Source organism: Yinghuangia soli, from assembly GCF_021502675.1.
Lineage (GTDB): Bacteria > Actinomycetota > Actinomycetes > Streptomycetales > Streptomycetaceae > Yinghuangia > Yinghuangia soli.
Genome location: NZ_JAKFHA010000002.1, coordinates 42,399 through 67,773 on the forward strand (window position 1 = coordinate 42,399; position 25,375 = coordinate 67,773).

A 25,375-nucleotide genomic window follows, 5' to 3' on the forward strand; every position below is an offset into this window, starting at 1 on the left:
TCCGATCTGTCCCCGTGGCGGGGCCCGGCGCCGACGGGAGAGGATGGGGCCATGAACATGCCGAACAGCGAAGCGCAGGACGAGAACCCCCATGTCGTGATCGTCGGACCCGACGGCATGGCGGTGGGCGGCGCCGAAGGCGAGGAGAACGGCGAACTCGCGATCACCGACATGGTGGAGCAGCCGGCCAAGGTCATGCGCATCGGCAGCATGATCAAGCAGCTCCTGGAGGAAGTGCGCGCGGCGCCTCTCGACGAGGCCAGCCGGGTGCGCCTCGCGGAGATCCACAAGGGCTCGATCAAGGAGCTCGAGAAGGGCCTGGCCCCCGAGCTGGTCGAGGAACTGGAGCGCCTCACGCTCCCGTTCAACGACGACAACGTGCCCACCGAGGCCGAGCTGCGCATCGCGCAGGCCCAGCTCGTGGGCTGGCTCGAAGGCCTCTTCCACGGCATCCAGACCGCCCTGTTCGCGCAGCAGATGGCCGCTCGCGCGCAGCTGGAGAACATGCGGCGCGCCCTGCCGCCGGGCGCCATCCAGGGCCGTCCGGGCGAGGTCGGGCCGACCGCTTCGGGTCCGTACCTGTAAAGACACCCAGGGCACGGTGCGGCGGCCTGCCCGGGGCCGGCCGCCGCACCGCGGCCACGACGCCGCACCACGGGGGCAGCGGATGGCGCACGACCGGCACGACGACTTCGCCGGCACGACGTTCGGCGACGGGCGCTACCGCACCTTGCGCCGGATCGGCGGCGGCGGGATGGCGGTCGTGCACGAGGCGCACGACCAGGCCCTGGACCGCATCGTCGCGGTCAAGCGGCTGCGTACCGACCTGGCCGAGGACGCCGTGGCGCGCTCCCGGTTCGCGCGCGAGGCGGAGCACGCGGCGGCGCTGAACCACCCGGCCATCGTGCGGGTCTACGACACCGGCGAGGACGAGGGCAAGACGGGGCCGGTGCCGTGGATCGTCATGGAGCTGGTCGAGGGCTACACGCTGCGCGCGCTGCTGCGGCACGAGGGCCCGCTGGCCTGGCCGCGGGCGCTGCGCATCGCCGCGCACGTGCTGGACGCGCTCGAATACAGCCACGAGCGCGGCATCGTGCACCGCGATATCAAGCCGGTGAACGTCATGGTGACCGAGGAAGGCGCGGTCAAGGTGATGGACTTCGGCATCGCCCGCGCGGTGCACGGGACCGCGGCGTCGCTCACCGCGGCCGGGCACATCATGGGCACCCCGCAGTACTTCTCGCCCGAACAAGCCCTCGGCCACCCGGCCTCGCCGCGCAGCGACGTGTACTCGGTCGGCTGCCTGCTCTACGAACTCCTCGTGGGCACGGTGCCGTTCGACGGGGACAGTGCGATCACGGTGGCCTACAAGCACGTCCGCGACCAGCCGCTTCCGCCGTCCGCGCACGCTGCCGTGCCCGGCACGGTCGACGACCTGGTGCTGCACGCGCTGCGCAAGGACCCCCAGCTGCGCTTCGCGTCGGCCGCCGAGATGCGGGCCGCGGTCGCCCGGATCAGCCCGGACGGGCTCGCCGACATGACCGCGCCGGTCGCGGTGCCGACCGGCCGCGCGCAGCGGCGTACCGCGGCCCGGGACCGCGCCCGGCGCCGGACGGTCCTGGTGGCCGCGGCGGCCGCGGCCGCATGCCTGCTCGCCGCCGTGCTGGCCGTCATGCTGGGATAGCGCTGCGTAAGCGGCCGGATGGGGCAGTCCGGGTCAACCCGACGGATCGGGCAACCGGAATAGTTGCGGTGAGTTATGTCTCGCCCCGGGCGGGGGCATTGCCTGATGCCGCGGGCATCGTGCCGGTACGGTGACTCGGACGCCGGATTGCGGGACAATGCCAACTGCGCATGGCCACCGGGATCGCCGTGCCTTTTGCGGCCTGGCGATCGTTGGGACGAGCGAGTCCGTTCCCGGCGGACCGTGACGAGACGGACGGCGAGGAGTGATGGGTCAGCCGCAGCGCCCGGACGACGAGGTCTCCGGGACCCAGGTCAGGACCGTCGGTGCGGGGCGCTACGAATTGGGGCGCCAGCTCGGCCGCGGTGGCATGGCCGAGGTGAGCATGGCCCACGACGTGCGGCTCGGCCGTACCGTCGCGGTCAAGACGCTGCGCCCGGACCTCGCGCAGGATCCGGTGGCCCGTTCGCGGTTCGGCCGCGAGGCGCAGAACGCCGCATCGCTCAACCACCCCGCGATCGTCTCGGTGTACGACACCGGCGAGGACCGCATCAGCGGCGAGCTGGTGCCGTTCATCGTGATGGAGTGCGTCGAGGGGCGCACCGTCCGCGAGCTGCTGACCGAGGGGTCGCCGATACCGCAGGAGCAGGCGCTGCGGGTCACCGACGGCGTCCTGGAGGCGCTGGAGTACAGCCACCGGCACGGCATCATCCACCGCGACATCAAGCCGGCGAACGTCATCATCACCAACTCCGGTGCGGTGAAGGTGATGGACTTCGGCATCGCGCGTGCGCTGCACAGCGCCGCGACGACGATGACCCAGACCGGCATGGTCATGGGCACCCCGCAGTACTTGTCGCCGGAGCAGGCCCTGGGCCGCACGGTGGACGCCCGCAGCGACCTGTACTCCAGTGGCTGCCTGCTGTACGAACTCCTGGCGCTGCGCCCGCCGTTCAACGGCGACACGCCGCTGTCCGTGGTGTACCAGCACGTGCAGGACGACCCGCGGCCGCCGTCCGAGTCGGACGCGCGCATCCCGGCGCACCTGGACGCCATCGCGCTCAAGGCGCTGGCCAAGAACCCGGACGACCGGTACCAGACCGCCGAGGAGATGCGCCGCGACATCCGCCGCGCGCTCGCCGGGCAGGCCGTGCACGTGTCGCCCCCGACCACCCGGATCCCGCCGCAGTCCGCGGACCGCACCCGGCAGCAGGCCTGGGCGCCGGGACCGGTGAACTCCGCGACCGCGCCGACCGCGCAGCTTTCCGGCGGCCCGGTGCCGCCGCCGCCCGACCACGGGCACGGGCACGGGCCGGGCCGCGGCCACGGGCCGACCGGTCCGCTCACGCTGCCCACGCACGACGGCGGGACCGGGGCGATGCCGGCCGTGGAGGAGGACCGGCGGCGCTCCGGGTTGTTCTACGCGATGGTCGCGGCGGCCGTGGTGATGGTCGTCGCGGGTGTCACCTGGGCCGTCATCGCGTTCGCCGGGCAGAACGACGCCGAGGGCGGGGACGACCCGACCGGTCCCGCGACGGGTTCGTCGGCTCCCGCGGGTTCCGGTGACCCGAGCGGCAATTCGAACCCCGGGGGCGGCGGTTACGAGCCCTCGACCCCGACGACGCGTCCGCCGTCGACCACCGGCCGCAGCACGGTCCCGGGCGTGCCGGTGAACCCGACGACCACCGCGCCGACCCAGTCGCACAGCAAGACGCAGACCGCGACTGCCACGGCGACCGCGACGCAGACGGCGAGCAGCAAGCCGCCGACGAACCCCCCGACGACGACGCCGCCGAGCAACCCGGCCACGACGGGCGGCAGCTCGCCGAGCGGCGGCGCCGGGTAGCGGCAGCGCCCCGGTCACTCGACGAACGCGGCGAGGACTTCCTCGTAGTGCCGGGTCCACCACACGATCAGTGCGGCGGAGGCCGGGAACAACGGCGCGGTGCGGTGGTCGCGTTCGTCGTAGTGCCGGTTCAGCATCCAGAAGTCGTTGAGGCGCTCCCACCACAACCGGTGGACGGCGGCCGCGAGTTCGGCGCTGCCCGGGTCGCTGTCCGCGCGGTACGCGTGCATGAACGCCCGTACCCGCGCGAGGTCCAGGGTGCCGGTCACGGGGGCGGTGAAGAACAGCAGTGCGGCGCGCACGGTTTCCTCGGTGTCCGGCAGGGCCGCGAGCCGGTCCCAGTCGATGATGGCCACCGGGTCGCGCTCGGCGTAGAGCAGGTTGAGCGGGTGGAAGTCGCCGTGCACGTAGCCGGTGCACGGGCGGTGGTGGTCGGCGGGCCGGCGGTGGGCGTGCCGGCGCAGCATGCGCAGGCGCTCGATGAGCCGGTGCTCGACGAGGTCATCGAAGGGCTCGCGGACGGTGCGGTCGCGTATGCCGTGCAGCAGCCGGCCGGCCACGCGCATCGAGTACCCGGCGTCCGCGGCCGGGGCGAACAGCGGCTGCTGGACGGGCGGGAGCATCCGCATGAGCGTCGTGTGCACGCCGGCCAGGAGGGTGCCGAGCTCCGCGCATTCGGCGGGGTCGAGGTCGCCCCCGGTGCGGTGCGCGCCGTCGACCCACGGGAACAGCGCGAACCACCGGCCGCCGACGCGGCGTGCGGTGCCGCCGTCGCGGTCCGGCAGCGGCGGGAGGGCGGGGATGCCTGCGCCGCTCAGCCGGGCGGTGACCCGGTGCTGGAAGACGATGGCCTGCGGCGATTGGTCCAGGTAGTGCTTGAGGAACCAGCGCCCGTCGGTGGTGGCCACTTCGTACCCGCGGTTGAGCAGCCCCTCGGCGACCGGGCGGAAGCCGGTCGGCTTGCCAACTTTATAGTTGGCAAGGAGTGCGGACAGCGGGGATCCTCCCGCGCGGGGTGAGTGCATAGCGTCACATTAGCGCTACGGAGAGTTACGAGAAGAGCTTTTCCAGAATCTGTGCGACACCGTCGTCGTCGTTGCTCGCGGTGTGGTCGGCGACCGCGGCGAGGACCTCGGGATGCGCATTGGCGACCGCGTACGGCTGCCCCGCCCAGGCCAGCATCGGCAGGTCGTTGGGCATGTCGCCGAAGGCCGCGACCTCGGCCGCCTCGATGCCGTGCCACGCGCAGTACGACGCCAGCGTGGTGGCCTTGCTGACGCCCAGCGCGCTGATCTCCACCAGGGCGATCTTGGACGAGTGGGTGAACTCGCCGTACTGCCCGGCCGCGGTGCGCGTCTGGACCAGGAACTCGTCCGGGGCCAGCGACGGGTGCCGGGCCAGCAGCTTGAGGACCGGGGCGTCCAGGAGGTCCTGGACCGGCGCCACCGCGTGCACGATCGACAGGTCGCGCTCCAGCGGCGGGTAGGCCGGCTCGTGCGCGAAGCCGGTCGCGGTCTCGACCGCGAAGCTCACGTCCGGGATCTCCGCCTTGATGCGGGCGGCCACCTCGCGCGCGGCCGCGACGTCCATCGGATGCGTGTCGATGATCTTCTCGGTGCGCAGGTCGTAGACCACCGCGCCGTTGCCGCAGATCGCCAGGCCGTGGTGCCCGGTCGCCTCCGCGACCTTGTCCATCCAGCGCGGCGGGCGGCCGGTCACGAACATGACGTCCACCCCGGCCGCCTCGACGGTGCCGATGGCGGCAAGCGTGCGCGCCGAGATGGTGCCGTCGCTGCGGACGATGGTGCCGTCCAGGTCGGTGGCGACGAGGCGCGGGCGCGGAGAGGCAGTCACACCGCTCATCCTCTCTCAAGGTCGTGTCGGAACGTCAGGCCGGTCTGCGCGGGATTCTGTTCGGATATTTTCGGTCTCATGCGAGTAAGTGTCGTGATTCTGCCGATTTACCGGGCTCCCGAGGCGCTGGCGCGCTGGCGGGCCGCCGAGGACGCCGGGTTCGACGGCGCCTGGACGTACGACCATCTGTCCTGGCGGAGTTTCCGCGACGAGCCCTGGTTCGGCTCGGTGCCCACCCTGGCCGCGGCCGCGACCGCGACCTCGCGGATCCGGCTGGGCACGCTGGTGTCGTCGCCCAACTTCCGGCACCCGGTCACCTTCGCCAAGGAGGTCATGACCCTCGACGACCTCTCCGGCGGGCGCTTCACGCTGGGCATCGGGGCCGGCGGCACCGGCTACGACGCCACCGCGCTCGGCCAGGAACCCTGGCCGCCGCGCGAACGCCAGGACCGGTTCGAGGAGTTCCTCGGCCTCATGGACACCCTGCTGACCAGCCCCGCGACCACCTTCCGCGGCGACTACTACGCCGCCGACGAGGCCCGTATGCTGCCCGGCTGCGTGCAGCAGCCCCGGGTGCCCTTCGCGGTCGCCGCCACCGGCCCGCGCGGCCTGCGGCTTGCCGCCCGCCTCGGCCAGGCCTGGGTCACGTACGGCGACCCCAAGCGGCTGAGCGGCCTTGCCCCCGACGAGTACGCCGCGGCGGTCGCCGGACAGCTGCGCCGCCTCGAGGAGGCCTGCGCCGAGCAGGGCCGCGACCCCCGCGACCTCGACCGCATCATGCTCAACGGCTCGACCGGCGAACGCGCCCTGGAATCAGTGGACGCCTTCGTGGACTTCGCGGGCCGCTACGCGGAGGTCGGAATGACCGAGATCGCCGTGCACATGCCGGTCCCGGACAGCGTCTTCGCCACCGACGAAGTGGTCTTCGAGAAGATCATCCGGGACGGGCTGCCGCAGGTCCGCGGCCTCTGACACACCGCCGCCCGCGGCCGGGCCGTCCCGAGCACCGGACGGCCCGGCGGCGTCCGGTCAGACGATCCGCCGCGTGACCCGCACGTGCCGCGGCCGCGCCGCGCCCAGGCCGCAGGCCACGGCGACGCCGACCAGCCCGAGCATCACCGCCATCGGGACCGTCCAGCCGCCCGTCGCATCCGCGAACGCACCCGCGGCCAGCGGCCCGAACGCCGCCAGCGCGTACCCCACCGCCTGCGCCATTCCGGACAACTGCGCGGCGACCTGCGGATCCGGCGAGCGCATCACGATCAGCGTCAGCGCGAGCGCCACCGCCGCGCCCTGGCCGAGCCCGAGCAGCGCGGCCCACAGCCACGCCCCCTCGGTCGGCGCGCACAGCAGCCCGACGTATCCGCCCCCGGTCAGACCCATCGCGACCAGCACCAGGAGCCGCTGGTCGCGCATCCGCCCGGCGAGCAGCGAGGCGCCCAGCGATGCCGGGATCTGGCAGACCGTGCTGAACGCGAACACCGAGGCGGCGGTCCCCTTCGACATCCCGTCGTCGGTCAGCATCGTCGGCAGCCAGGCCAGCACCACATAGAACAGCAGCGACTGCAGGCCCATGAACCCGGTGACCAGCCAGGCCAGTCCGGACCGCCACACCCCGCGGGCCTTCACCGCGCGCGGCAGCGGCCCGGCGGCCCGGGTGCGGCGGACCTGCGGCAGCCACACCGCGATCGCGGCCAGCGACAGCAGCGCCCACACGCCCAGCGCGGGCTGCCAGCCGTGTCCGATCGCGTTCTCCAGCGGCACGCTCGTCCCCGCGGCGACGGCCGCGCCGCACACCATCGTGGTGCTGTAGAGGCCCATCATCGCCGCGGTACGGCCCGGGAAATCCTTCTTCACGATGCTCGGCATCAGCACGTTCAGCACCGCTATGCCGCTGCCCACCAGCATGCCGCCCGCGAACAGCGCGGCCGTGGACCACACCGTGCGCAGCGCTATGCCGCAGGTCAGCACCACCAGCGCGGCCAGCAGCGCGAGCTCGTTGCCGAACCGCCGGGCCAGCGCCGGGGCCAGCGGCGAGACCACGCCCAGGAACAGCACGGGGATCGCGGTGATCAGGCTGCCGGTGGTGGTGGACAGCCCGTACGCCGCACGCAGTTCGCCGACCAGCGGGGACACCCCGGACAGCGCGGCACGCATGTTGAGCGAGACGAGCACCACGCCGGCGATCAGCAGCGCGCCGCCCGCGGCCGCCGGGGCCGCCGGGGCTGCTCGGAGGGCACAGTCGGCCCGGTCGGCCCGGTCCGCCGCAGTGCTGCTGCGGTCGTGGGCCGGGCACTCCGGCCCGGTCCGGCGTCCGACCGGGTACGCCACGTGCACCGCCCCCTGACCGCCCGCGGCCGCGGGCCCGTCGGATATCGGGGCGTCTGCGGCCGTCTCGCGGTTCATGGTGGTGCCTTCGTGCCGTGGAGCGTGGTGCGTCTCGACCCGCGGACGCCCTGCCGGGCGCCGGGTGCGGACTACATGGCCGGGAAAAGCCGTTCGAGGACCGCGGCCACGCCGTCCTCGTCGTTCGTCCCGGTCACCTCGTCGGCGATCGCCCTGAGGTCCGGGTGCGCGTTGGCCATCGCCACGCCGTACCCGGCCCAGCGCAGCATCGACAGGTCGTTGGGCATGTCGCCGAACGCGATCGTCTCGGCCGCCTTGACGCCGAGGCGCCGCGCGACCAGCGACAGCCCGACCGACTTGCCCAGGCCCGGCGGCAGCAGCTCGACGATGCCCGGCCCGGCGTGCGTCACGTCCACCAGGCCGTCGCAGATCTGCCGCGCCCGGGCGGCCAGTTCGTCGTCGCCCAGGCCCGGGTGCTGCACGTAGGCCTTGAGGATCGGCTCGGCCCACAGCTCGGCGCGGTCCTCCGCGGTCCGCACCGGCAGCGCCAGCACGTAGCGGTACGACGGCTCGACCACGACCTCGCCGTCCAGGCCGGCCCGGCTGACCGCCATCGCGACCGGCCCGAGGTCGGCCTTCAGCTTCTCCATGGCCAGCTGCGCGACCTGCCGGTCCAGCGTCACCGAGGTGAGCAGCCGGTCCTCGCCCGCGTGGTAGACCTGCGCGCCCTGCGAGCAGACCGCGAGCCCGTCGTACCCCAGGTCGGCGAACACCGCCCGCGACCACGAGACCGCCCGGCCCGTCACTATGACGTGGTGCGCCCCGGCGGCCCGCACCGCGGCGAGCGCGGTGCGGGTGCGTGCCGAGATGGTGTGGTCGTCGTGGATCAGCGTGCCGTCGAGGTCGGTGGCGACCAAGCGGAACGTCACGCGGCTCCCACCGGCTCCAGGACCTCGCGGCCGCCCAGGAACGGGCGCAGCGCGGCCGGGACCCGCACGGACCCGTCCGCCTGCTGGTGGTTCTCCAGGATCGCCACGATGGTGCGCGGCACCGCGCACAGCGTGCCGTTCAGCGTCGCCAGCGGGCGGGTGCCGTCGGCGTCGCGCATCCGCACCGCGAGGCGGCGGGCCTGGAACTCGGTGCAGTTCGAGGTCGAGGTGACCTCGCGGTACTTGCCCTGGGTCGGGATCCACGCCTCGCAGTCGAACTTGCGCGCGGCCGACGAGCCGAGGTCGCCCGCGGCGGTGTCGATGACCCGGAACGGCAGCTCCAGCGCGTTCAGGAACTGCTTCTCCCAGTCGAGCAGGCGGCGGTGCTCGGCCGCGGCCTCCTCGGGCGCGGTGAAGACGAACATCTCCACCTTGTCGAACTGGTGCACCCGGATGATGCCGCGGGTGTCCTTGCCGTAGGTGCCCGCCTCGCGGCGGAAGCACGGCGAGAACCCGGCGTAGCGCAGCGGCAGCTGCTTGGCGTCCAGGATTTCGTCCATGTGGTACGCGCCGAGCGGGACCTCGGCGGTGCCGACCAGGTAGTAGTCGTCCTTCTCGAGGTAGAAGACGTTCTCCGCGGCCTGGCCCAGGAAGCCGGTGCCCTCCATGGCCTTCGGGCGCACCAGGGCGGGCGTGATCATCGGCGTGAAGCCGGCCGCGTTCGCCTGCGCCATCGCCATGTTGACCAGCGCGAGTTCGAGCATCGCGCCGATGCCGGTCAGGTAGTAGAAGCGCGATCCGGAGACCTTGGCGGCGCGCTCGACGTCGATGGCGCCGAGGATCCTGCCCAGCTCGACGTGGTCCTTGGGCTCGAAGCCCTCGGCCGCGAAGTCGCGCGGGGTGCCGACCTCTTCCAGCGTCACGAAGTCGTCCTCGCCGCCCGGCGGCACGCCGTCCTCGACAACGTTGGACAGCTCCAAGAGCAGCCGCTGCGCCTCGGCGGCGGCGTCGTCCTGCGCGGCGTCCGCGGCCTTGACGTCGGCGGCCAAGGCCTGGGCGCGCTCGAGCAGCGCGGCGCGCTCCTCGCCCTGCGCCTTCGACACCTGCTTGCCGGTGCTCTTCTGCTCGGAGCGCAGCTGGTCGAACGCGGTCGCCGACGAGCGGCGGCGCTCGTCCGCGGCCAGCAGTGCGTCGACGATGGTCTCGTCCTCACCGCGGGCACGCTGCGAGGCGCGGACGCGGTCGGGGTCCTCACGGAGCAGTCGCAGGTCGATCACGCGACCAGAGTACCGGGCAGACTCCAGTACTTTTCCGGGCCGCACGGCGATCAAGGGGGTATCAAGGGGGAGTGCACAGCCTTTTCCGCGCTCCGGTGTTCGCGCCCCGGCCCGCCGCGCTCTGGTACACCGCCGCCGTCGCGGCCGCCGCGGCGGTGTTCGGCACGCTGCTGCTGCTCGTGGTGTTCGGCTGGGACATGCTGTTCCGGGTCGACGCGCGGGTCGCGCGGGACCTGCACGAGTGGCTCGTGGACAGCCCGGCGACGACCCGGACCATCCGGATCCTCAGCGACTGGGTGTGGGATCCCAACACGTTCCGGCTGCTGACATTGGCCTTGGCGGTCGCGCTGTGGGCGGCCGGGAACCGGCGGGTCGCGATGTGGGCGGCCGCGGTCATGGCGCTCGGCGGCCTGTCGGGCGGGCTGTGCAAACTCGCGGTGGCCCGTGAACGGCCCACCTTCGCCGACCCGGTGGACACCGCTGAGGGCTTTTCCTTCCCGTCCGGGCACGCCCTCAACGGGGTGCTCGGCTGCGGGGTGCTGGTGATCGGGCTGTGGCCGTACCTGCCGCGCCGGGCCCGGCCCGCGGTGGTCGCGGTCGCGGTGGTGTCGGCCGTGGGGGTCGGGTTCACCCGGATCGCGCTGGGCGTGCACTACCTCAGCGACGTGGTCGCCGGATGGGCCCTCGGCATCGTGGTCCTGGGCGTGTTCTGGCTGGCGTTCGAACTGCTGTGGGACCCGGTGGAGGCGGAGATCACGCCGGCCGCCGGGCCCGTGATCGACCTGGGCCGTCCGGAAGACCGTCCGCCTGGGTAAGAATTGCGCCCATGCTCACCACGGAGGCAGGACGGTTCCTGCGGCGGATCGCCCTGCCCTTGGCGGCGACGGTGCTGGTGGTGGCCGGACTCGGCCTGCTGGTGACGCGCGCCCTCGACGGCGTATGGCCGGTATCCGCCGAGGACGGCCTGGTCCGCACCTTCGCCGACCACCGCTCGGACCTGTGGGACGCGGTCTCCCGCGTCCTGTCGGTCGCCTCCGGCGCACCCGCGGTGATCGCCGGCACGCTGATCGCGGCGGGGCTCGCGCTGGCCGCGTACCGGTCCTGGCGCGCCCCGCTGTTCCTGGTCGGCACGGTCGCCGCGCAGACCCTCGTGTACCTGCTGGTCCGGATGTGGGTGGACCGCGACCGGCCGGCGGTGCCGCGGCTCGACGACCTCCCCGGCGACGGGAGTTACTACTCGGGGCACACCGGCGCCGCGCTCGCGCTGTACGGCGGCATCGCGGTGTTGCTGTCCCGGCAGCTGACCGGACGCGTGGGCGTGTGGGTGTGGCGCGTGCTCTGCCTGCTCGTCCCGCTGGCCGTCGGACTGTCCCGCATCTACCGCGGCGACAACCACCCCAGCGACGTGCTGGCCGCGTTCGTGTCGGCCGCCGCGGTGCTGGCGATCATGGACGCCGCGGTGCTGTCCCCGAAGTCGGTGTGGGGCGGCCCGGGCGGCAACCCGCGGCACTACGCCCACGGGCGGATGCCTCGCGCCGCGCTCGTGGTCAACCCGATCAAGCTGGACTCCGCGGACGACCGGGCCCGCATCGACCGGATCATGTCCGAGGCGGGCTGGGCGCCGCCGCTGTGGCTGGAGACCACCGTCGAGGACCCGGGCGCCGGGGTGACCCGAAAGGCCCTGGCCGAGGGCGTCGACCTGGTCGTGGTGGCGGGCGGCGACGGCACGGTGCGCGAGTGCGCGGGCGCGCTGGCCGGCACCGGGGTCCCGCTGGCGGTGGTGCCGTCCGGCACCGGCAACCTGCTGGCCCGCAACCTCGGGCTGCCGATCGACCTCGCGGACGCGGTGCACGTCGCGGTGCACGGCCGCGACCGGCACATCGACCTGGGCGGCATCGCGCCGGACGAGCCGGACGGCGAATGGCGCTACTTCACCGCGATGGCCGGCATCGGCCTGGACGCGGCGATGGTCGCGGACGCCCCGGACGCGCTGAAGAAGAAGGTCGGCTGGCCCGCGTACGCGGTCTCCGCCGGGCGGCATCTGCGCGATGCGCGCATGCGGGTCACGCTGCGCATCGACGACGGGCCGCCCATCAAGCGCCGGGCCCGCATGGTGCTGGTCGGCAATGTCGGCGCGCTGCAGGCCGGCATGCAGCTGCTGCCCGGCGCCGAACCGGACGACGGGCTGCTGGACGTCGTGGTGTTCGCGCCGTACGGCATGACCGGGTGGGCGCACGCGACGGTCCGCGTCATAGGGCGCCGGCGCCGCGATGTGCCGGACGTCCCGCCGCGGCAGCGCCGTTGGCGGCCGATCGAGCACTTCACCGGGCGCTCGGTCGAGGTGGAGACGGCCCGCCCGGAGCCGCGCGAGCTGGACGGCGACCCGATCGGGCCGGGCACCCGGCTGTCGGTGCGGGTGCGTCCTGGAGCGCTGGTCGTGCGGGTGCCGGACGGCCGGGTGGCGGTGCGCCCGGAGGCCCGGGCCGAGCCGTTCCCGGTGGCCCTCGATGTCGTGGAGGTCGGCCCCGCGGGGCTCGCGCTCCCGGCCGAGGCTGCAGCGGGCGGCGGAACGGCCGAGGCGGGGCCTTGGGCTGACGGCGGGTCAGCGCCGCGCCACGATCACAAAAACATCTGAAAATCGGACAAATCGCCTCCTGGTTGTGTCACGGTGGAGCCCGGTTGACCCACGGGCGGCCGACGGTCGATCGGCGGTCGGCCGCCCGACCGCGCTCCGACCAGCCAGGAGGAAGCCTGTGCCGGATGTCCGAGGCTCCCGCGCAAACCGCGTCCGCAACGCCGTCGCCCTGATCGCCGTGCTCGCCCTGACCGCGATCGGCTGCGCGTCCGGCGGCGGGAGGCACACCGGAACCGGCTCCCCGGCGCCGACCGGGCGACCGTCCTCACCCGGCCCGCAGGCCGCACCCGACCCGCACCTGGGGCGCGGCGTACCGCCCGCGGCCGCTCCCGCGGCGCCCGAGGCCCCGGTGCCGCCCCAGGCCGGACCCCCGCCGGCCGCGGCACCGCCCGCGGTCTCCGACGCCCTCGTCCGCTCCACCGCGGGATCGGGCAAGAAGGTCGCGCTGACCTTCGACGACGGCCCGGACCCGCTCTGGACCCCGCAAGTCCTCGCCCTGCTCGACGAGTACGGCGCCAAGGCAACCTTCTGCGTGGTCGGCGAGCAGGCCCGCGCCCACCCTGGGCTGCTCCGCCGGATCGTCGCCAAGGGGCACCGCCTCTGCGACCACTCGGAGAGCCACGACCAGGCCATCTCCAAGCTGCCCGAGGACCGGCTGCGCAACCAGATCACCGGCGCCCGCGATGCGATACTCGCCGCCCTGCCCGGCGTCGAGATCGCCTGGTTCCGCGCACCCGGCGGCGACTGGTCGTCCAAGGTGCGCGCCACCGCGGCCGGCTACGGCATGAAGCCGCTCGACTGGACCGTGGACAGCCGCGACTGGGAGCGCCAAGGCCCCGACAAGATCCTCGCCAACGTGAAACGCGGACTCCGGCCCGGCGGCGTGGTCCTCATGCACGACTCGGGCGGCGAACGCGCGCAGACCGTCGCCGCACTGCGCAGACTCCTGCCCTGGCTGGTCGCGCAGGGCTACAGCTTCGACTTCCCGGCCTGACCGCCGCCCCGGGGCCGCGGCCGGCCGGTCACACCTCGCCGCGCCGGCAGCGGTCCAGCCACTGCGCCGCGTTCTCGAACTCCGGGTCCGACGTACCGCGGCGCACCTGCGGCCGCACGCCGTCGGCCCGCGGGTACGACCCGAGGAACCGCACCGCCGCGCACACCCGGCGCAGCCCCATCAGCGCCTCGCCCACCCGGGCGTCGCCGATGTGGCCTTCGGCCTCGATCGCGAAGAAGTAGTGCCCCAGGCCGTCGCCGGTCGGCCGCGACTGGATGTGGTCGAGGTTCACGCCCCGGACCGCGAACTCCTGCAGGATCTCCAGCAGCGCACCGGCGTGGTCGTCCACGATGAACGCCACCACCGACGTACGGTCCGCCCCGGTCGGCGCCGCGACGGCCCCGGGCCGGCGCACCTGCACGAACCGTGTGACCGCACCCTCGACGTCGTGGATGTCCGTGACCAGCGGCACCAGCCCGTACCGGGCCGCCGCGAACTCGCCGGCCAGCGCCGCGTCGTAGCGGCCCTCCTGGACCAGCCGCGCGGCATCCGCGTTCGACGCCGACGAGAACCAGTGCGCATCCGGCAGATTCGCCGCCAGCCAGCGCCGCACCTGCGGCTGCGCATGCGAGTGGCTGGACACCGTCTTGATGTCCTCGATCGCGGTCCCCGGCCGCACCAGCAGCGCGAACGAGATCGGCAGCAGGATCTCCCGCTCGATCACCAGCGGTTCCCCGGTGGCCAGCTCGTCGAGCGTCACCGATACGGACCCCTCGACGGAGTTCTCCAGCGGCACCACCGCTGTATCCGCCTCACCCCGCCGCACCGCATCCAACGCCGCCGGCACCGACGCCAACGGGATGGCCTCGGCCGCCTCGGCCCCCGGAATCGTCCGCAACGCGGCCTCGGTAAAGGTCCCCTCGGGCCCCAGATAGGTCCACCGAGGATTCCCGACCGAAACGCCAGACGCAGCCATAGCGCCAACTCTAGCCCGCCCACCTCCCCCTCCCAGCCGCCCCACAATCACCCCCGTACGCCGCCCCTTGTCCTGGACCCGACCCCCCGGCCCGCCCTCCCCACCCCCCTTGAGTGAGGCCGAGTCCGAAGACTGTTGCCGCAAGCGCCAGGCCCACGGCTCTGACGGCGTCAGGGTTCGGTGCATGCCGTGGCGAGGCCCGTGCCGGTCCGGCTCGCTGCGGTTGCGTCGTCTTCACATCGGCGGTCGCCCCACGGTGGGGCGTTGCGTCGGCTCGGCCTTCTCGGCGCGTAGCGTCGCCGCATGAGTGACCGCGTCACCGTCGCCGCATCCCTGCTCCCCGTCACGCCGGTGCTCGGTGCGGTGATCGCCGTCCTGCTGCTCGCCGCCATCCTCGTCGCGGCGCTGGCGCACCTCGGCCATGGGCGTGCCGTCCTCACCGCCGGGGTGCGGGCCGGGCTTCAACTGCTCGTGGTCTCCGCGGTCATCACCCAGGTGGTCGACCGGTGGTGGGCGACGCTCCTCTTCGTCCTCCTCATGTACGCAGTGGCCACCTCCACCGCCGCAGGCCGCATCGCCGGCACGCGCTTCCATCGCTGGGCCGCGGTCCCCATCCTCACCGCCACACTCCCGGTCCTCGGCCTGCTCGCCGCGACCCGGCTCCTTCCGTCCGACGGCCTCGTCGTCATCCCCATCGCGGGCATCCTGCTCGGCGGCGCGCTGACCGCCACCGTGCTCGCCGGCCGCCGCGCCCTCGAAGAACTCGACGTGCGGCGCGGCGAGGTGGAAGCCGCCCTCGCGCTCGGCTTCCCCGACCGCGAAGCCCGTCTGGAGATCTGCCGCCCGGCAGCCGCCGGAGCGCTGATCCCGGCGCTGGACCAGACGCGTACCGTCGGCCTGGTCACCCTCCCCGGCGCGTTCGTCGGAATGCTGCTGGGCGGCGCCTCGCCGGTCGACGCCGGTGCCGTCCAACTCTTCGTGCTGATCGCCCTCCTGGCCGTGCAGGCCGCAGCCATCGCCGTGGTGCTCGAACTCGTGGCCCGCGGTCGGCTTGCACGGGCTGTGTCCAATGAAGGTACAAGCTAGGCGAATTCCGGTGGAAAGCCTGTGCACAGTCCTGTGGAAAACCTGGGTGCTACCGGAGAACTCCTGTGGACAAACCTTGAGTTCCTCAGTCTTTCCAGTGAATCCCCGGGCAACCGACCGGTCTGTGCGGTCGGTTCGGCTTAACGTCGTGCACAGGCCACTCGTCCGGAGCAGTCCTCCGGGCCCGCAGGCCGAGACTGTCGTACACAAGCATGCCTGCCATCCCGCCTGACGTTTTCCACCGCCGAAACCGCCCTCCGGTTCGGCCTGCCGAGGAGCCGCCGATGCGTGCCGATCCCGCCGTCCTGCGTGCCGCCTCGGCCGGTGCCCGGGAGATCGCCGCCGACCTGCCGCGGCTGACCGACCGGGTCGCCGAGAGCGCCCGGGCGGCTGCTGCCGGATGCCCCGGCTTCGCCACCGCCGCCGCACTCGTCGACGTGGCAACCGCCTGGCAGGCCCGCCTTGTTGCGGCCGGCGGCTCCTTCGCGCGCACTGCCGACAACCTCGCCGCGACCGCGCAGCGCGACGAGCAGACCGACCGTACGGCCGCCGCGGCATTCGACGCCGCGGGCGGCTGACCGCGGTGCGGAAAGGCGGGCCGCCATGGTCACGTTCGCCCAGCTGCGCGATGCCCGGCTGAACCCCCTCGACGCCACCGCGGGCGACTGGACCGTGCTGGCCCGGGACCTCGACATGGTCGGCAGCCGTGCCGTCACCGCCGTCGTCGGACCCCTCATCGGCTCCGCCTGGGAGGGCGCCGACGCAGACGCCGCCTACCAGGAACTCGACCGGCAGGACACCGAGGTACGCGTCGCGGCCTTCGAAGCCTGCGGTGTCGGCCCCTTGGTCGAGACCGCCGCCGCGGAACTACGCAGCGCGCAAAGCACTTTGACCAGCCTGCTCGGCGAGGCAGCCAGCCGCGGATTCGCGGTCGACGACGACGGACGCGTCTCCGCCCCCCTCGGTGGAGAAGCCGAAGAGCACACCAAGGCCGAGGAGTTGACCCTCGCCCTGACTGCCGTCCTCGTCCGGGCCACCGCAGCGGACGCCCGCCTCGGCGACGGCGTACGCCGCCTCTCTCCGGACGCGGGCACCCCGGGGCTGGACCGCTGGGGCGATGCGGCAGCCGACGGCCGGATGGTCGGATCTCTCACCGGCCTCGCCGCACCGCAGATCCCGCAGGGCGGACCCGATGCCGTACGGGCCTGGTGGGACGCCCTCGGCGACGCTGACCGGCAGCGCTACCTGATCGCCCACCCCGACATCATCGGCGCGCTCGACGGCCTTCCGGCCGAGGTACGCGACCGGGCGAACCGGATCCACCTGGGCGCGACAGAGTGCAATCTGCGTAGCGAACTGGCGTCGCTCAAAGAGCAATTGGCGAACGTCAACGGAGGCACTCGCGGCTCGGGCGTGCGGTTCATCCAGCGCATCGGCGAAGTCGAGACCACGCTGTCGGCCCTCGCCGCACTCCGCGGCCAGCTCGACCGGATCCCGTCCCGCCCCGGTACCGCGCCCGCGTATCTGCTGGGTTTCTCGGCCAAGGGCCAAGGACGGGCGATCGTCGCGATCGGCGACCCCGACCGGTCCCGGCACACCGCGGTGTTCGTGCCCGGCAAAGGCGTCTCCCTGCACGATGCCGGCCGTGAGACGGACCGCGTGCGCGACCTGTGGTCCGCCGCCCGCGACGACGCCGGGCCGGGCGGTGCCGCGGTCATCACGTGGGTGGGCTACGACGCGCCGCAGACGCTCGCGGATGCCGCCCTCGTGCGTTCGGCCGACGAAGCCGCGCCGAAGCTCGGCCGCTTCGTCGACGGCCTGCGCGCCGCCCACGACCCGGCCACACCCGACCACGTCACGGCGATCGGCCACAGCTACGGCTCGGTCGTGGTCGCCACCGCCGCCGCGCACACCCCGGGCGGCCTGGCCGCGGACGACATCGTCGCGGTCGGCAGTCCCGGCCTGCGCACTGGCAACGCGGCCGACCTGGGCGTGGACCGGGAGCACGTGTGGGTGGGCCGCGCCAAGGACGACCCCGTCCCGGCCATCGGCTCGGTCACCTACGGCTTGCCCATCGTCGGCGCCCCCACCCCGACCGACCCGGACTACGGCGCCAACACCTTCACCACCGAAGGCGCTTCGGGTCACAGCAGCTACTGGAACCCGAAGCACCCCGACAGCCTGGAGAACCAGGCCGCCGTCATCGGCGGCAGATACGACCGCGTCCGCCTCCACCACGGCACCGCCCCCGCACCGCTGCACGAGTGACGGGACTAGATCCGACTCCATGGCGCCTTCCCTGTCCGGGGCAGGTTGACGGACTCGAGTAGTTGGTGCCGGGGGCGGACGAACTCGGTTCCGGCGCGCGGGCTCGTCCGTGCGCCGGACGCAGCAGCCCTACGCCCTGCTCGGTGAAGCGGTGGTCGAACTCAAGGCCGTACTAGTTCTTGTCGGCGAGCAGGACCCGCCCGGGACGGCCGGCGACCTGGTCGGCCTCAGTCGGTAATCCCGACGCGGCGTGCCAACAGGATGGCGATTTGTCGTGCGTGGTTCGAGATGGCCCTGCAGTGATGGCGAATGGTCGTTCTCGGGCTGCTATCAGGCGAAAGGCAACTGGCGTGCTGGTCGGAGCCAAGGGCAACCAGCCACAGGAAGCCGAGTGCTAGTGGGACAAGGCTGGACAACTCTGCGATCACGAACTTCTCCCCTGAGAACGAAGGTCGAGTGCTGCTGAGTGGGCCGGGCCCGGCTTCACAAGAGGAAGCATGCGCCGTGGGGTTGACGATTTTCAAACGGTCATATCGGGCGTTTCGCAGGGCCGAAGAGGCCAAACGACCGAAGGCATCGAGCGGACTTCGTCCGTGCTCCGCTCTTCGCGTGGGGGGGGGGGGGGGGGGGCGCGGCCCCCCCCCCCCCCGACCGGGGGCGTGCGCCGCCCCGGCCCCCCCCACCCCACGCGAAGAGCGGACGATGCCTCCGGCCATTTGCCGCGGGAAGCCGCTCTGGAAATGTGGCAGGCGTCACATTCCTCGGGCGGGATACAACGTGGCAGGCGCCGTGCATCCGGGACCAAGAGTCGAACTACCCGTCCAGAAGCGCCTGGCCCACGTAGCCGCCCTCCGGGCACCCCGGCGGGGCGACGTACAGGCCGCTCGCCTCGTGGCGCACGAAAGGCGACAGCGCGTCGCCGCGGGCCAGCTTCTGCTGCACCGGGACGAACCCGTCGCGGGGGTCCGCCTGCCAGGCCAGGAACAGCAGGCCCGCGTCCGGGCTCCCGTCCGGCCGGAAGCCGTCGTGGTACGAGTAGCCGCGCCGCAGCATGGTCGCGCCGCGGTTGAACTCCGGTGCGGACACGCGGATATGCGCGTTCTCGGCGACCGCCAGGGACCCGTTCGCGGCGCGCGCGCCGAAGTCCGCCGGGGTGGTCTCCTCGCCGCCGGTCACCGGTGCGCCGGTGTCCTTGCGCCGCCCGATGACCCGTTCCTGCGCGGCCAGGTCGAGCCCGTCCCAGTCGTCGAGCAGCATCCGGATCCGCCGCATCACGACGTACGAACCGCCGCGCAGCCACGCGGCGCCGCCCGCCGCGCCCGCATCGCCCACGAAGATCTTCGCGGCGAAGTCCGGTGCCTCGGGCTTGGGGTTGTTGGTGCCGTCGACCTGGCCCATCAGGTTGCGGTGCGTCATCGGCTTCGCGGTGGCCCCGGGGGAGCGGGCGAACCCGGTCATCTGCCATCGCACCTTGGCGGTGCCGCGCGCCAGCCGCTGGAGCGTGCGGACGGCGTGGAAGCCCACGAGCGCATCGTCCGTGCACACCTGCACCAGCAGGTCCCCGTCGCTGCGCGACGCGTCCAACTCGTCGCCCGGGAAAGGCGGGAGGGGCTGCAGCCCCTCCGGGCGGCGGCCGGCCAGACCCAGCTTGTCGAACAGCGTGGCGCCGAACGCGAAGGTCACGGTCAGCGACGACGGACCGGCGTCCAGCCCGACCTGCCCGTCGGCGTCCGGCCGCTCGCCGCGCGCGAGCCGCGCCGCGGTGTCCGACCAGCGCCGCATCAGCGCCGCCGCCTTGGCCCGGTCCGCACCCGGTTCGAGGTCGTACGCCACGAGGACGGTACGGGCCTGCGCGGGCGTGGTGATCCCCGCCTGCTGCGCGCCGTGGAACGGAACCGCGGACGCCCCGACAGAGGCGAGGCTCAGGCTCCCCGCACCGGAGCCCGAACCGTCGCCGTCGGCGAGCGAGGCACCGACCGCCCCGCCCGCCGCCCCCGCGACCAGGCCGCCCGCGCCCGCCGCCCCGGCCGTGGCCAGCAGGCGGCGGCGCGAGAACCCGGGTGCGGGGGAGGGGTTTTCAGAGCCGCTCATGGGGTTTCCTCGAATTCCGGGACATGCGTCATATCGAGTGCATCCAGTACAACCGGTCCGCCGGGCGCAACAGATCCGGCGGGTCCACCACGTCGCATCGCCCTCAGCGCACCTTCATCGGAATCGTCACCGTCGCCCGGTCGATGTCGCTCGTGCGCACCGCGACCGACACCTGCCACGTCCCGGCCATCGGCAGCGACAGCCCCTCGGCCCGCCACTGCCCCGGCGCGACCCGCTGCAGCGTGACCGCGATGCCGTCGATCTGCTTGTCCGGCAGCGCCGCCGTCGCGGTGACCTCCGGCGGATCGAACGGGTTGCGCTGCGCGTCCACGACGAACACGTCGAGCGTGTTCGTCCCGGTACGCGCCGGGTCGAGCACCACGTCGACGATGCCCTTGCCGGACTGGCCGCCCGCATCGAACGGCGTGCTGACGCGCACCGTCGCCGGCTTCGAGGCCTGCTCGCGCTCCCATGAGGTGCGCCCCGGCTCGGTGCTGACCAGCACCGAGGTGACCGCGAGCACCGCGACGGCGAGCAGCGCCTCCGCACCGACCGCCTTCTGCAGCGTGCGCTTGCGGGCCATGGGCTGCACGGCCCGGGCCCCCGCGCTCGCCCGCAGCCGGGCCTGCAGCCACCGCCGCGCGACCCAGGCCGCGGCGACCATCAGCACCACGAAGTTGGCTTTGAGGATCAGCAGCAGCCCGAACGTCGTCCCGAACAGCGCGTCGAAGGACCCGATCTGCCGCCAGCCCGCGTACACGCCGGTCACCACCAGCAGGCACACGCATACCATCGCGGCCTTCGAGAACCACGCCACCGTGTGCACGTCGGGAGCGCCCGGGAGTTCCTCGCCGTCCTCGTCCTTCTCCGGACCGGTGAGCAGGATCAGCAGCACCGCCAGACCGCCCAGCCACGCGCCCATGGCGAGCAGGTGGACGACGTCCATGCCCATCGCCAGCGGTGCCTGGATGCCGACGGACGCATGGTCCGAGGCCGACCAGGTGGTGGCAAGCGCCGTGCACAGCACGGCCCATGAGGCGCCCATCACGATGCGGGCCCGCCGCGTCGCGGTCGGCAGCGCGGCCACCAGGTAGCCGAGCAGCGCGCCCGCCGCCCCCAGGACGAGGACGCGGACGGACAGCCAGCGGCCCAGCTTGGTCTCCAACGTGGCGCGCAGCACGTCGAGATCGAACGCCGACGAGAAGCCCAGCGCGGACGCCTTCGGCCCGTACAGCATCAAGGCCGCGACGGTGGACACCAGCAGGCCCGCCCACGAGGCGAACAGCAGCAGCCACACCCGCAGCCGCGCCACCGCGGCCGGCCGCAGCGCGACCAGGAACAGCACCGAACCGGCGAGCAGCGCGAACGACCCGAACGCGACGCCGCGCGCGATCCCGTCGGTGACCTTGACCGCCTGGTCGCCGCTCTGCGAACCGAGCTTCGCGGACCCGGCCGAGGCGCGCACGATGTTGAACGTGAACGCCCCGCCGATCGGGTGCGAGTCGTCCGAGACGACCCGCCACGCGACCGTGTACGTGCCCGGCGCCAGCCCCGCGAGCAGCTTCACGCGCACCGTCGAGGCGCCGCCGATGCCGTGCTCCGGGTTGCCGCTGTCCACCCGCTTGCCGTCCGGGTCGAGCACCTTCACGCCGCCCAGGCCGGTCTCCACGCCCTCGCTGAAGCGCAGCGTGACCGCGGCGGGCGCGGCCGGGACGGTGCTGCCCGCGGCCGGGTCGCTCGAATCGAGGCTCGCGTGCGCGGCGGCCGGCCCGGCCCCGCCGACCACCAGAACGGCCAGCAGCAGCGGGAGAGTCAGCAGCCACGCGACCGGACGCGGCACCCGCCGGCGCCGTCCGGCGAGCGCGGCGGCACCTGCGGCACCTGCGGCACTCTCGACACCCGCTGCACCTGTGAACCCGCGGCCCGCGGCCCGAGCCGCCGCGTCAGCCGCCATGGCCCGCATGCTCCGAACCGCCGCTCGGCGCAGGGCTGCCGGCGTTCCCCGCGGAGCCGGCCGCACCCGCGTCCCCGGCCGCCGCGCCGCCCGTCGTCCCCACGCCCGGGTCGCCGGGCCGGTCGGCCGCGCCCAGCACCGGTACGCGCACCGTGATCGGCGCGGACTTCTCGAAGGTCAGGGTCACGTCGACGATGTCGCCCTTCGTCAGCCGGCGGGTGGTGTCCATGAACATGATGTGCGTACCGCCGCGCGCGAGGACGCCTTTGCCGTGCGCCGGGATGGCGATGCCGTCGATCTTCTGCATCGAGTTGTCGACCGTCTGGTGGATCTCCGCGCTCGCGGTGAGGTCGGTGCGCACCGAGACCAGCCGGTCGGCGGTGCCCCCGTCGTTCTGCACCACCAGGTAGCCGGCCGCCATGCCGTCCTTGGCGGGCTGCGGGATGTACGGGTCGACGATCTTCAGCTGCGGTGCGGTGCCCTGCGCGGCGGACGCCTCGGGCTTGCCGTCGCCGGACCCGTCCGACGTGCACGCGACCAGGCCGACGCCGGCCCCGACGGTGAGCAGGCCGCCCAGGATCAGGGCGGCGGCGCGGCGCGACGGGCGGAGACCGCCGGCCGTCCCGGTGGAGTTCATGACGTGCTTCCCTCGGGGTGGATCAGCAGCGGGAGGTCGTGCGCGAAGTCGTCGGCGGTGATGCCGGCGGGCGTGCCGTCCGGCTTCATGCCGACGCTCGCCAGGTAGATGACGCGGGCCAGGTTGTCCGGCGAGTACGCGATTATCTGCGTCCCGTGCGTGCTGGTGACCTTGCCGTCGGCGCCGACCTTCGGCGGCTCCAGCGCCACCCCGACGCTCTTCGCGGCCGCGGTGATCTGGTCGAACGGGCCGGTCAGGCCGACGAACGACTTGTCGAACGCGTCCAGCCACTCGCGCAGTTCGGCGCCCTTGTCGCGCTCCGGGTCGGTGGTCACGAAGACCACCTCGATCTTGGCGCGGTCCTCCGGCTTGAGCTTGGTCAGGCCGCGCGCGAGGTCGGCCATCGTGGTGGGGCACACGTCGGGGCAGTGCGTGTAGCCGAAGTACAGCAGCGTCACCTTGCCGTCCGTACGGGCCTTGAAGTCGTACGGCTGCCCGGCGGTGTCGGTCAGCGCCAGCGCCGGCTTCTCCAAGGCCTTGCCCAGTTCGGTGCCGCGGTACTTGGACGGCGGGCCGGACTGGATGATCTTCACCGGGGCACCGCCGCCCGGTGACGGCTTCTTGTCGGCGGAGCTGCTGCATCCGGCGGCGAACAGCAGGCCTGCCGCCGCGAGTGCCACGGTCCGCACTACAGCCTTGCGCATGGTTCTCCCGATCACGTGTGACGTTGGGCCGGACCGGCCCCCGCCCGCCGACGGCAGCGGGGGCCGGTCCGGAAGAGCTGGACTAGTGGGCGTCCTGCGGAGCCGACGCCGCCGGACGCGCGGCGCGCGAGCCGCGCACGATGCCGAACGCGCCGACCGCCAGGCCCAGCGCGCCCACGACCAGCCCGGCCACGCCGAGCGTGCGCGCGGTCGAGTCGCTGGACTTCGAGGACGACGCCACCGCGGTCAGGTTCTGGTCGCCTGCAGCGCCTGCGGCACCCGCGGTGCCGGCCGCCGACGGGGCCGGGGCAGGTGCCGCCGCGCCCTTGGCGACGAGCTTCAGGACCGGGGCCGGGTTCGCCGGCTCCTTGCCGTCCGCGGCCGGCTCGTCGATCCAGCGGACGACCTCGCCGCTCTCGTACGTCTGCAGCGCCTTGAAGACCAACTTGTCCTTGTCGGTGGGCAGCTGGCCCATCGACACCTCGAAGTCCTCGTACTGGCCCGGGGCGATGCGGACGCCCGCGTTCGCGGTCCAGGTGATCTTCGCGACCGCCTCGGTGATCTGCTTGCCGTGCGAGGTGATCGGGGTGGCCAGCGGGCGCTTCTCGACCGTGGCGGTCCAGCCCGCCAGCGGGCGGGTGCGCACCGAGGTGAGCGGCGCGTTCTCGGGCAGGTTGACCTCGAGCTTGGTGGTGCCGGCGTCGTCGCGCTCGTTCGGGACGCGGAACGTCACGCCCGCGTAGCCGCCCTGCTCGGCCTGGCCCGGTTGGACCGAGACGTGCGCCGAGGCGGGCGCGGCGAGGGCGAGGACGGCGGCGGCGGACGCGGCCGCGAGGACGGCGGCGCGGCGGCGCAGGGAACGGCGCACAGTGCTGAGCTGCATGGTTTCTGGACTCCGTGAGTGGGCGCACGCCGACCCGGCCGCGCTGCGGCGTCGGGGTGCGGGCGTGCGTGGACCGGGGGCCGGCCGGGCGCGGATGCGCCGGGCGGGCCGGGCAGGAAGGTGTCCGGGCCGCCTGCCGTCCCGGTCCGCCGCACGCTGCCGGGCAGGCCGGTACGGGCGGGGGAGGGGAGTTCACGCGTCCCCCGAAGGCGGCGCGTCAGCAGGCGGGTGCGAACACCGGGGGACCCCGGCGGACCACGGCGTGGCGGAGATGCGCGGACCGCAGCAGCGGGACCGCGTGCCGGGTACGCCGTACCGGCGACGGCACGTGCCGGACCGGCACCGTGCCGAACAGCAGGGCCAGCACCGCGCGCAGCGGCGCGACCGCGACCGCGTGCAGGCGGGCGAGCAGCCGGAACAGCGCCGCCTCGCCCTGCCGCAGCCACCATGCCGCGACGACCGCGGCGGCTACGTGCGCGGCCGCCATGCCCAACCCGCCGTCGAAGATCATCGGACCGGAGCCGTGCCCGGCCGCCGCGGCCGGGTCCGGCAGCGCGCCGACCGCGTCCGGGTCGAGCCCTGCGGAGGCCACGACATCGCGGGCCGACCAGCCCGGCGGCAGCATGATGCGCCCGGCCGAGTCGCGGCTGCCGCACAGCAGCCGGTCCAGAATGCTCAGCCCCGAACCCGCGGTGCCGTGCCCGGCCATGGCCGGAGCCGCCGCGGCCATGCCGAAGCTGAACAAGGTGTGCAGAGCCAGCTGGCCGAAGGCCAGCAGCGCGGCGATGCCGCCCCACGAGCGCTCCCGCCCGGCCGCGGCGTACGCCACCGCGAACACCGCGGCGAACCCGGCCAGGACGGTCCACACCGGCAGCGGATCGCTCGTCATCAGCGTGTGCCCGGCCGCCGACAGCACGACGCACACCGCGGCGAACACGGCGGCGCGCGCGGCGCGGAGAGGGCGGGACACGGCGAGCATGACGCCTCATGCTCTCATCGCGCATACGGCCGCAAGACGCAGGTCCCCTTTTCCGACCCGGCGCACGTCTCCGTTCCGGGGGCGTGCGGCACCGCGCCGGCCGGCCGCGCGCCCCGCACGATCCCTCGCGACTCCCTCGGAGGTCCCTCGATCCGGAATCCGGGTGATACAGGAGTGCGGAAGCGGGGAAAAATTCAATTGTTGACTTTCCGGGTGATTCGGGTATATGCGC

At 73.5% G+C, this 25,375-nt stretch carries 23 protein-coding genes; 11 read left to right on the forward strand and 12 right to left on the reverse strand.

The annotated features are described in order from the left end of the window. Positions 1 to 51 precede the first annotated feature (51 nt). From LZ495_RS04295 to LZ495_RS04305, 3 genes are all read left to right on the forward strand, one after another. A complete protein-coding gene (locus LZ495_RS04295; protein ID WP_284701851.1) occupies positions 52 to 585 on the forward strand; it encodes a bacterial proteasome activator family protein in 534 nt (177 codons plus the stop codon). An 82-nt stretch (positions 586 to 667) separates the two neighbouring features. Then, positions 668 to 1,684: a protein kinase domain-containing protein gene (locus LZ495_RS04300; protein ID WP_235050531.1), complete on the forward strand. Its 1,017-nt coding sequence runs from the start codon at positions 668 to 670 to the stop codon at positions 1,682 to 1,684. Between the two features lie 268 nt (positions 1,685 to 1,952). After that, positions 1,953 to 3,530, forward strand: a complete 1,578-nt coding sequence (locus tag LZ495_RS04305; protein WP_235050532.1) for a protein kinase domain-containing protein — start codon at positions 1,953 to 1,955, stop codon at positions 3,528 to 3,530. 14 nt (positions 3,531 to 3,544) lie between these two features. Here the strand turns inward: LZ495_RS04305 and LZ495_RS04310 are convergent, their stop codons facing one another. Together LZ495_RS04310 and LZ495_RS04315 are read right to left on the reverse strand one after the other, a co-directional pair. Next, complete coding sequence (locus LZ495_RS04310; RefSeq protein WP_235050533.1) at positions 3,545 to 4,555, reverse strand: phosphotransferase enzyme family protein; 1,011 nt, start codon at positions 4,553 to 4,555, stop codon at positions 3,545 to 3,547. 25 nt (positions 4,556 to 4,580) lie between these two features. Beyond that, a complete protein-coding gene (locus tag LZ495_RS04315) occupies positions 4,581 to 5,393 on the reverse strand; it encodes an HAD family hydrolase (RefSeq protein WP_235050534.1) in 813 nt (270 codons plus the stop codon). 69 nt (positions 5,394 to 5,462) lie between these two features. Between LZ495_RS04315 and LZ495_RS04320 the strand changes: the two genes are divergently transcribed. Next, positions 5,463 to 6,356 carry an LLM class flavin-dependent oxidoreductase gene (locus LZ495_RS04320; protein WP_235050535.1) on the forward strand — a complete coding sequence of 298 codons (894 nt, stop codon included), beginning with the start codon at positions 5,463 to 5,465 and terminating at the stop codon, positions 6,354 to 6,356. Between the two features lie 57 nt (positions 6,357 to 6,413). On the opposite strand, the gene LZ495_RS04325 is transcribed toward LZ495_RS04320, so the two are convergent. From LZ495_RS04325 to serS, 3 genes are all read right to left on the reverse strand, one after another. Continuing rightward, positions 6,414 to 7,790: a CynX/NimT family MFS transporter gene (locus LZ495_RS04325; RefSeq protein WP_235050536.1), complete on the reverse strand. Its 1,377-nt coding sequence runs from the start codon at positions 7,788 to 7,790 to the stop codon at positions 6,414 to 6,416. Positions 7,791 to 7,861: 71 nt separating this feature from the next. Then, positions 7,862 to 8,659, reverse strand: coding sequence for an HAD family hydrolase (locus tag LZ495_RS04330; protein ID WP_235050537.1), 798 nt, complete (start codon positions 8,657 to 8,659; stop codon positions 7,862 to 7,864). Further along, a complete protein-coding gene (serS, locus tag LZ495_RS04335; protein ID WP_235050538.1) occupies positions 8,656 to 9,936 on the reverse strand; it encodes a serine--tRNA ligase in 1,281 nt (426 codons plus the stop codon). Before serS ends, LZ495_RS04330 begins: the two co-directional genes overlap by 4 nt. 71 nt (positions 9,937 to 10,007) lie before the next feature. Between serS and LZ495_RS44655 the strand changes: the two genes are divergently transcribed. From LZ495_RS44655 to LZ495_RS04350, 3 genes are all read left to right on the forward strand, one after another. Beyond that, entirely contained in the window at positions 10,008 to 10,751 is a 744-nt protein-coding gene (locus LZ495_RS44655) for a phosphatase PAP2 family protein (protein WP_235050539.1), read from the forward strand. Between the two features lie 11 nt (positions 10,752 to 10,762). Beyond that, positions 10,763 to 12,571: a bifunctional phosphatase PAP2/diacylglycerol kinase family protein gene (locus LZ495_RS04345; RefSeq protein ID WP_235050540.1), complete on the forward strand. Its 1,809-nt coding sequence runs from the start codon at positions 10,763 to 10,765 to the stop codon at positions 12,569 to 12,571. A gap of 118 nt (positions 12,572 to 12,689) precedes the next feature. Beyond that, the gene (locus LZ495_RS04350; RefSeq protein ID WP_235050541.1) at positions 12,690 to 13,565 is read left to right on the forward strand and encodes a polysaccharide deacetylase family protein; all 876 of its coding nucleotides are present in this window, start codon (positions 12,690 to 12,692) and stop codon (positions 13,563 to 13,565) included. Positions 13,566 to 13,593: 28 nt separating this feature from the next. Here the strand turns inward: LZ495_RS04350 and pheA are convergent, their stop codons facing one another. Next, entirely contained in the window at positions 13,594 to 14,541 is a 948-nt protein-coding gene (gene pheA / locus LZ495_RS04355) for a prephenate dehydratase (protein WP_235050542.1), read from the reverse strand. Between the two features lie 303 nt (positions 14,542 to 14,844). Between pheA and LZ495_RS04360 the strand changes: the two genes are divergently transcribed. From LZ495_RS04360 to LZ495_RS43780, 4 genes are all read left to right on the forward strand, one after another. Further along, positions 14,845 to 15,627 carry an ABC transporter permease gene (locus LZ495_RS04360; RefSeq protein WP_235050543.1) on the forward strand — a complete coding sequence of 261 codons (783 nt, stop codon included), beginning with the start codon at positions 14,845 to 14,847 and terminating at the stop codon, positions 15,625 to 15,627. Positions 15,628 to 15,911: 284 nt separating this feature from the next. Further along, positions 15,912 to 16,205 (forward strand): hypothetical protein, encoded by a 294-nt coding sequence (locus LZ495_RS04365; protein WP_235050544.1) that lies wholly within the window; start codon positions 15,912 to 15,914, stop codon positions 16,203 to 16,205. Positions 16,206 to 16,764: 559 nt separating this feature from the next. Continuing rightward, positions 16,765 to 17,895 carry an alpha/beta hydrolase gene (locus LZ495_RS04370; RefSeq protein ID WP_372498532.1) on the forward strand — a complete coding sequence of 377 codons (1,131 nt, stop codon included), beginning with the start codon at positions 16,765 to 16,767 and terminating at the stop codon, positions 17,893 to 17,895. A gap of 109 nt (positions 17,896 to 18,004) precedes the next feature. Beyond that, positions 18,005 to 18,133: a hypothetical protein gene (locus LZ495_RS43780; RefSeq protein ID WP_268822359.1), complete on the forward strand. Its 129-nt coding sequence runs from the start codon at positions 18,005 to 18,007 to the stop codon at positions 18,131 to 18,133. Positions 18,134 to 18,708: 575 nt separating this feature from the next. Here LZ495_RS43780 and efeB read toward each other — a convergent pair. From efeB to LZ495_RS04400, 6 genes are all read right to left on the reverse strand, one after another. Beyond that, entirely contained in the window at positions 18,709 to 19,986 is a 1,278-nt protein-coding gene (gene efeB, locus LZ495_RS04375; RefSeq protein ID WP_235050546.1) for an iron uptake transporter deferrochelatase/peroxidase subunit, read from the reverse strand. 103 nt (positions 19,987 to 20,089) lie between these two features. Then, positions 20,090 to 21,940, reverse strand: coding sequence for a copper resistance protein CopC (locus LZ495_RS04380; protein WP_235050547.1), 1,851 nt, complete (start codon positions 21,938 to 21,940; stop codon positions 20,090 to 20,092). Then, positions 21,930 to 22,577: a copper chaperone PCu(A)C gene (locus LZ495_RS04385; protein WP_235050548.1), complete on the reverse strand. Its 648-nt coding sequence runs from the start codon at positions 22,575 to 22,577 to the stop codon at positions 21,930 to 21,932. Before LZ495_RS04385 ends, LZ495_RS04380 begins: the two co-directional genes overlap by 11 nt. Further along, a complete protein-coding gene (locus tag LZ495_RS04390) occupies positions 22,574 to 23,281 on the reverse strand; it encodes an SCO family protein (RefSeq protein WP_235050549.1) in 708 nt (235 codons plus the stop codon). Before LZ495_RS04390 ends, LZ495_RS04385 begins: the two co-directional genes overlap by 4 nt. Positions 23,282 to 23,363: 82 nt before the next feature. Next, positions 23,364 to 24,164: a YcnI family protein gene (locus tag LZ495_RS04395; protein ID WP_235050550.1), complete on the reverse strand. Its 801-nt coding sequence runs from the start codon at positions 24,162 to 24,164 to the stop codon at positions 23,364 to 23,366. 217 nt (positions 24,165 to 24,381) lie between these two features. After that, positions 24,382 to 25,143, reverse strand: coding sequence for a hypothetical protein (locus LZ495_RS04400; protein ID WP_235050551.1), 762 nt, complete (start codon positions 25,141 to 25,143; stop codon positions 24,382 to 24,384). Positions 25,144 to 25,375 lie beyond the last annotated feature (232 nt).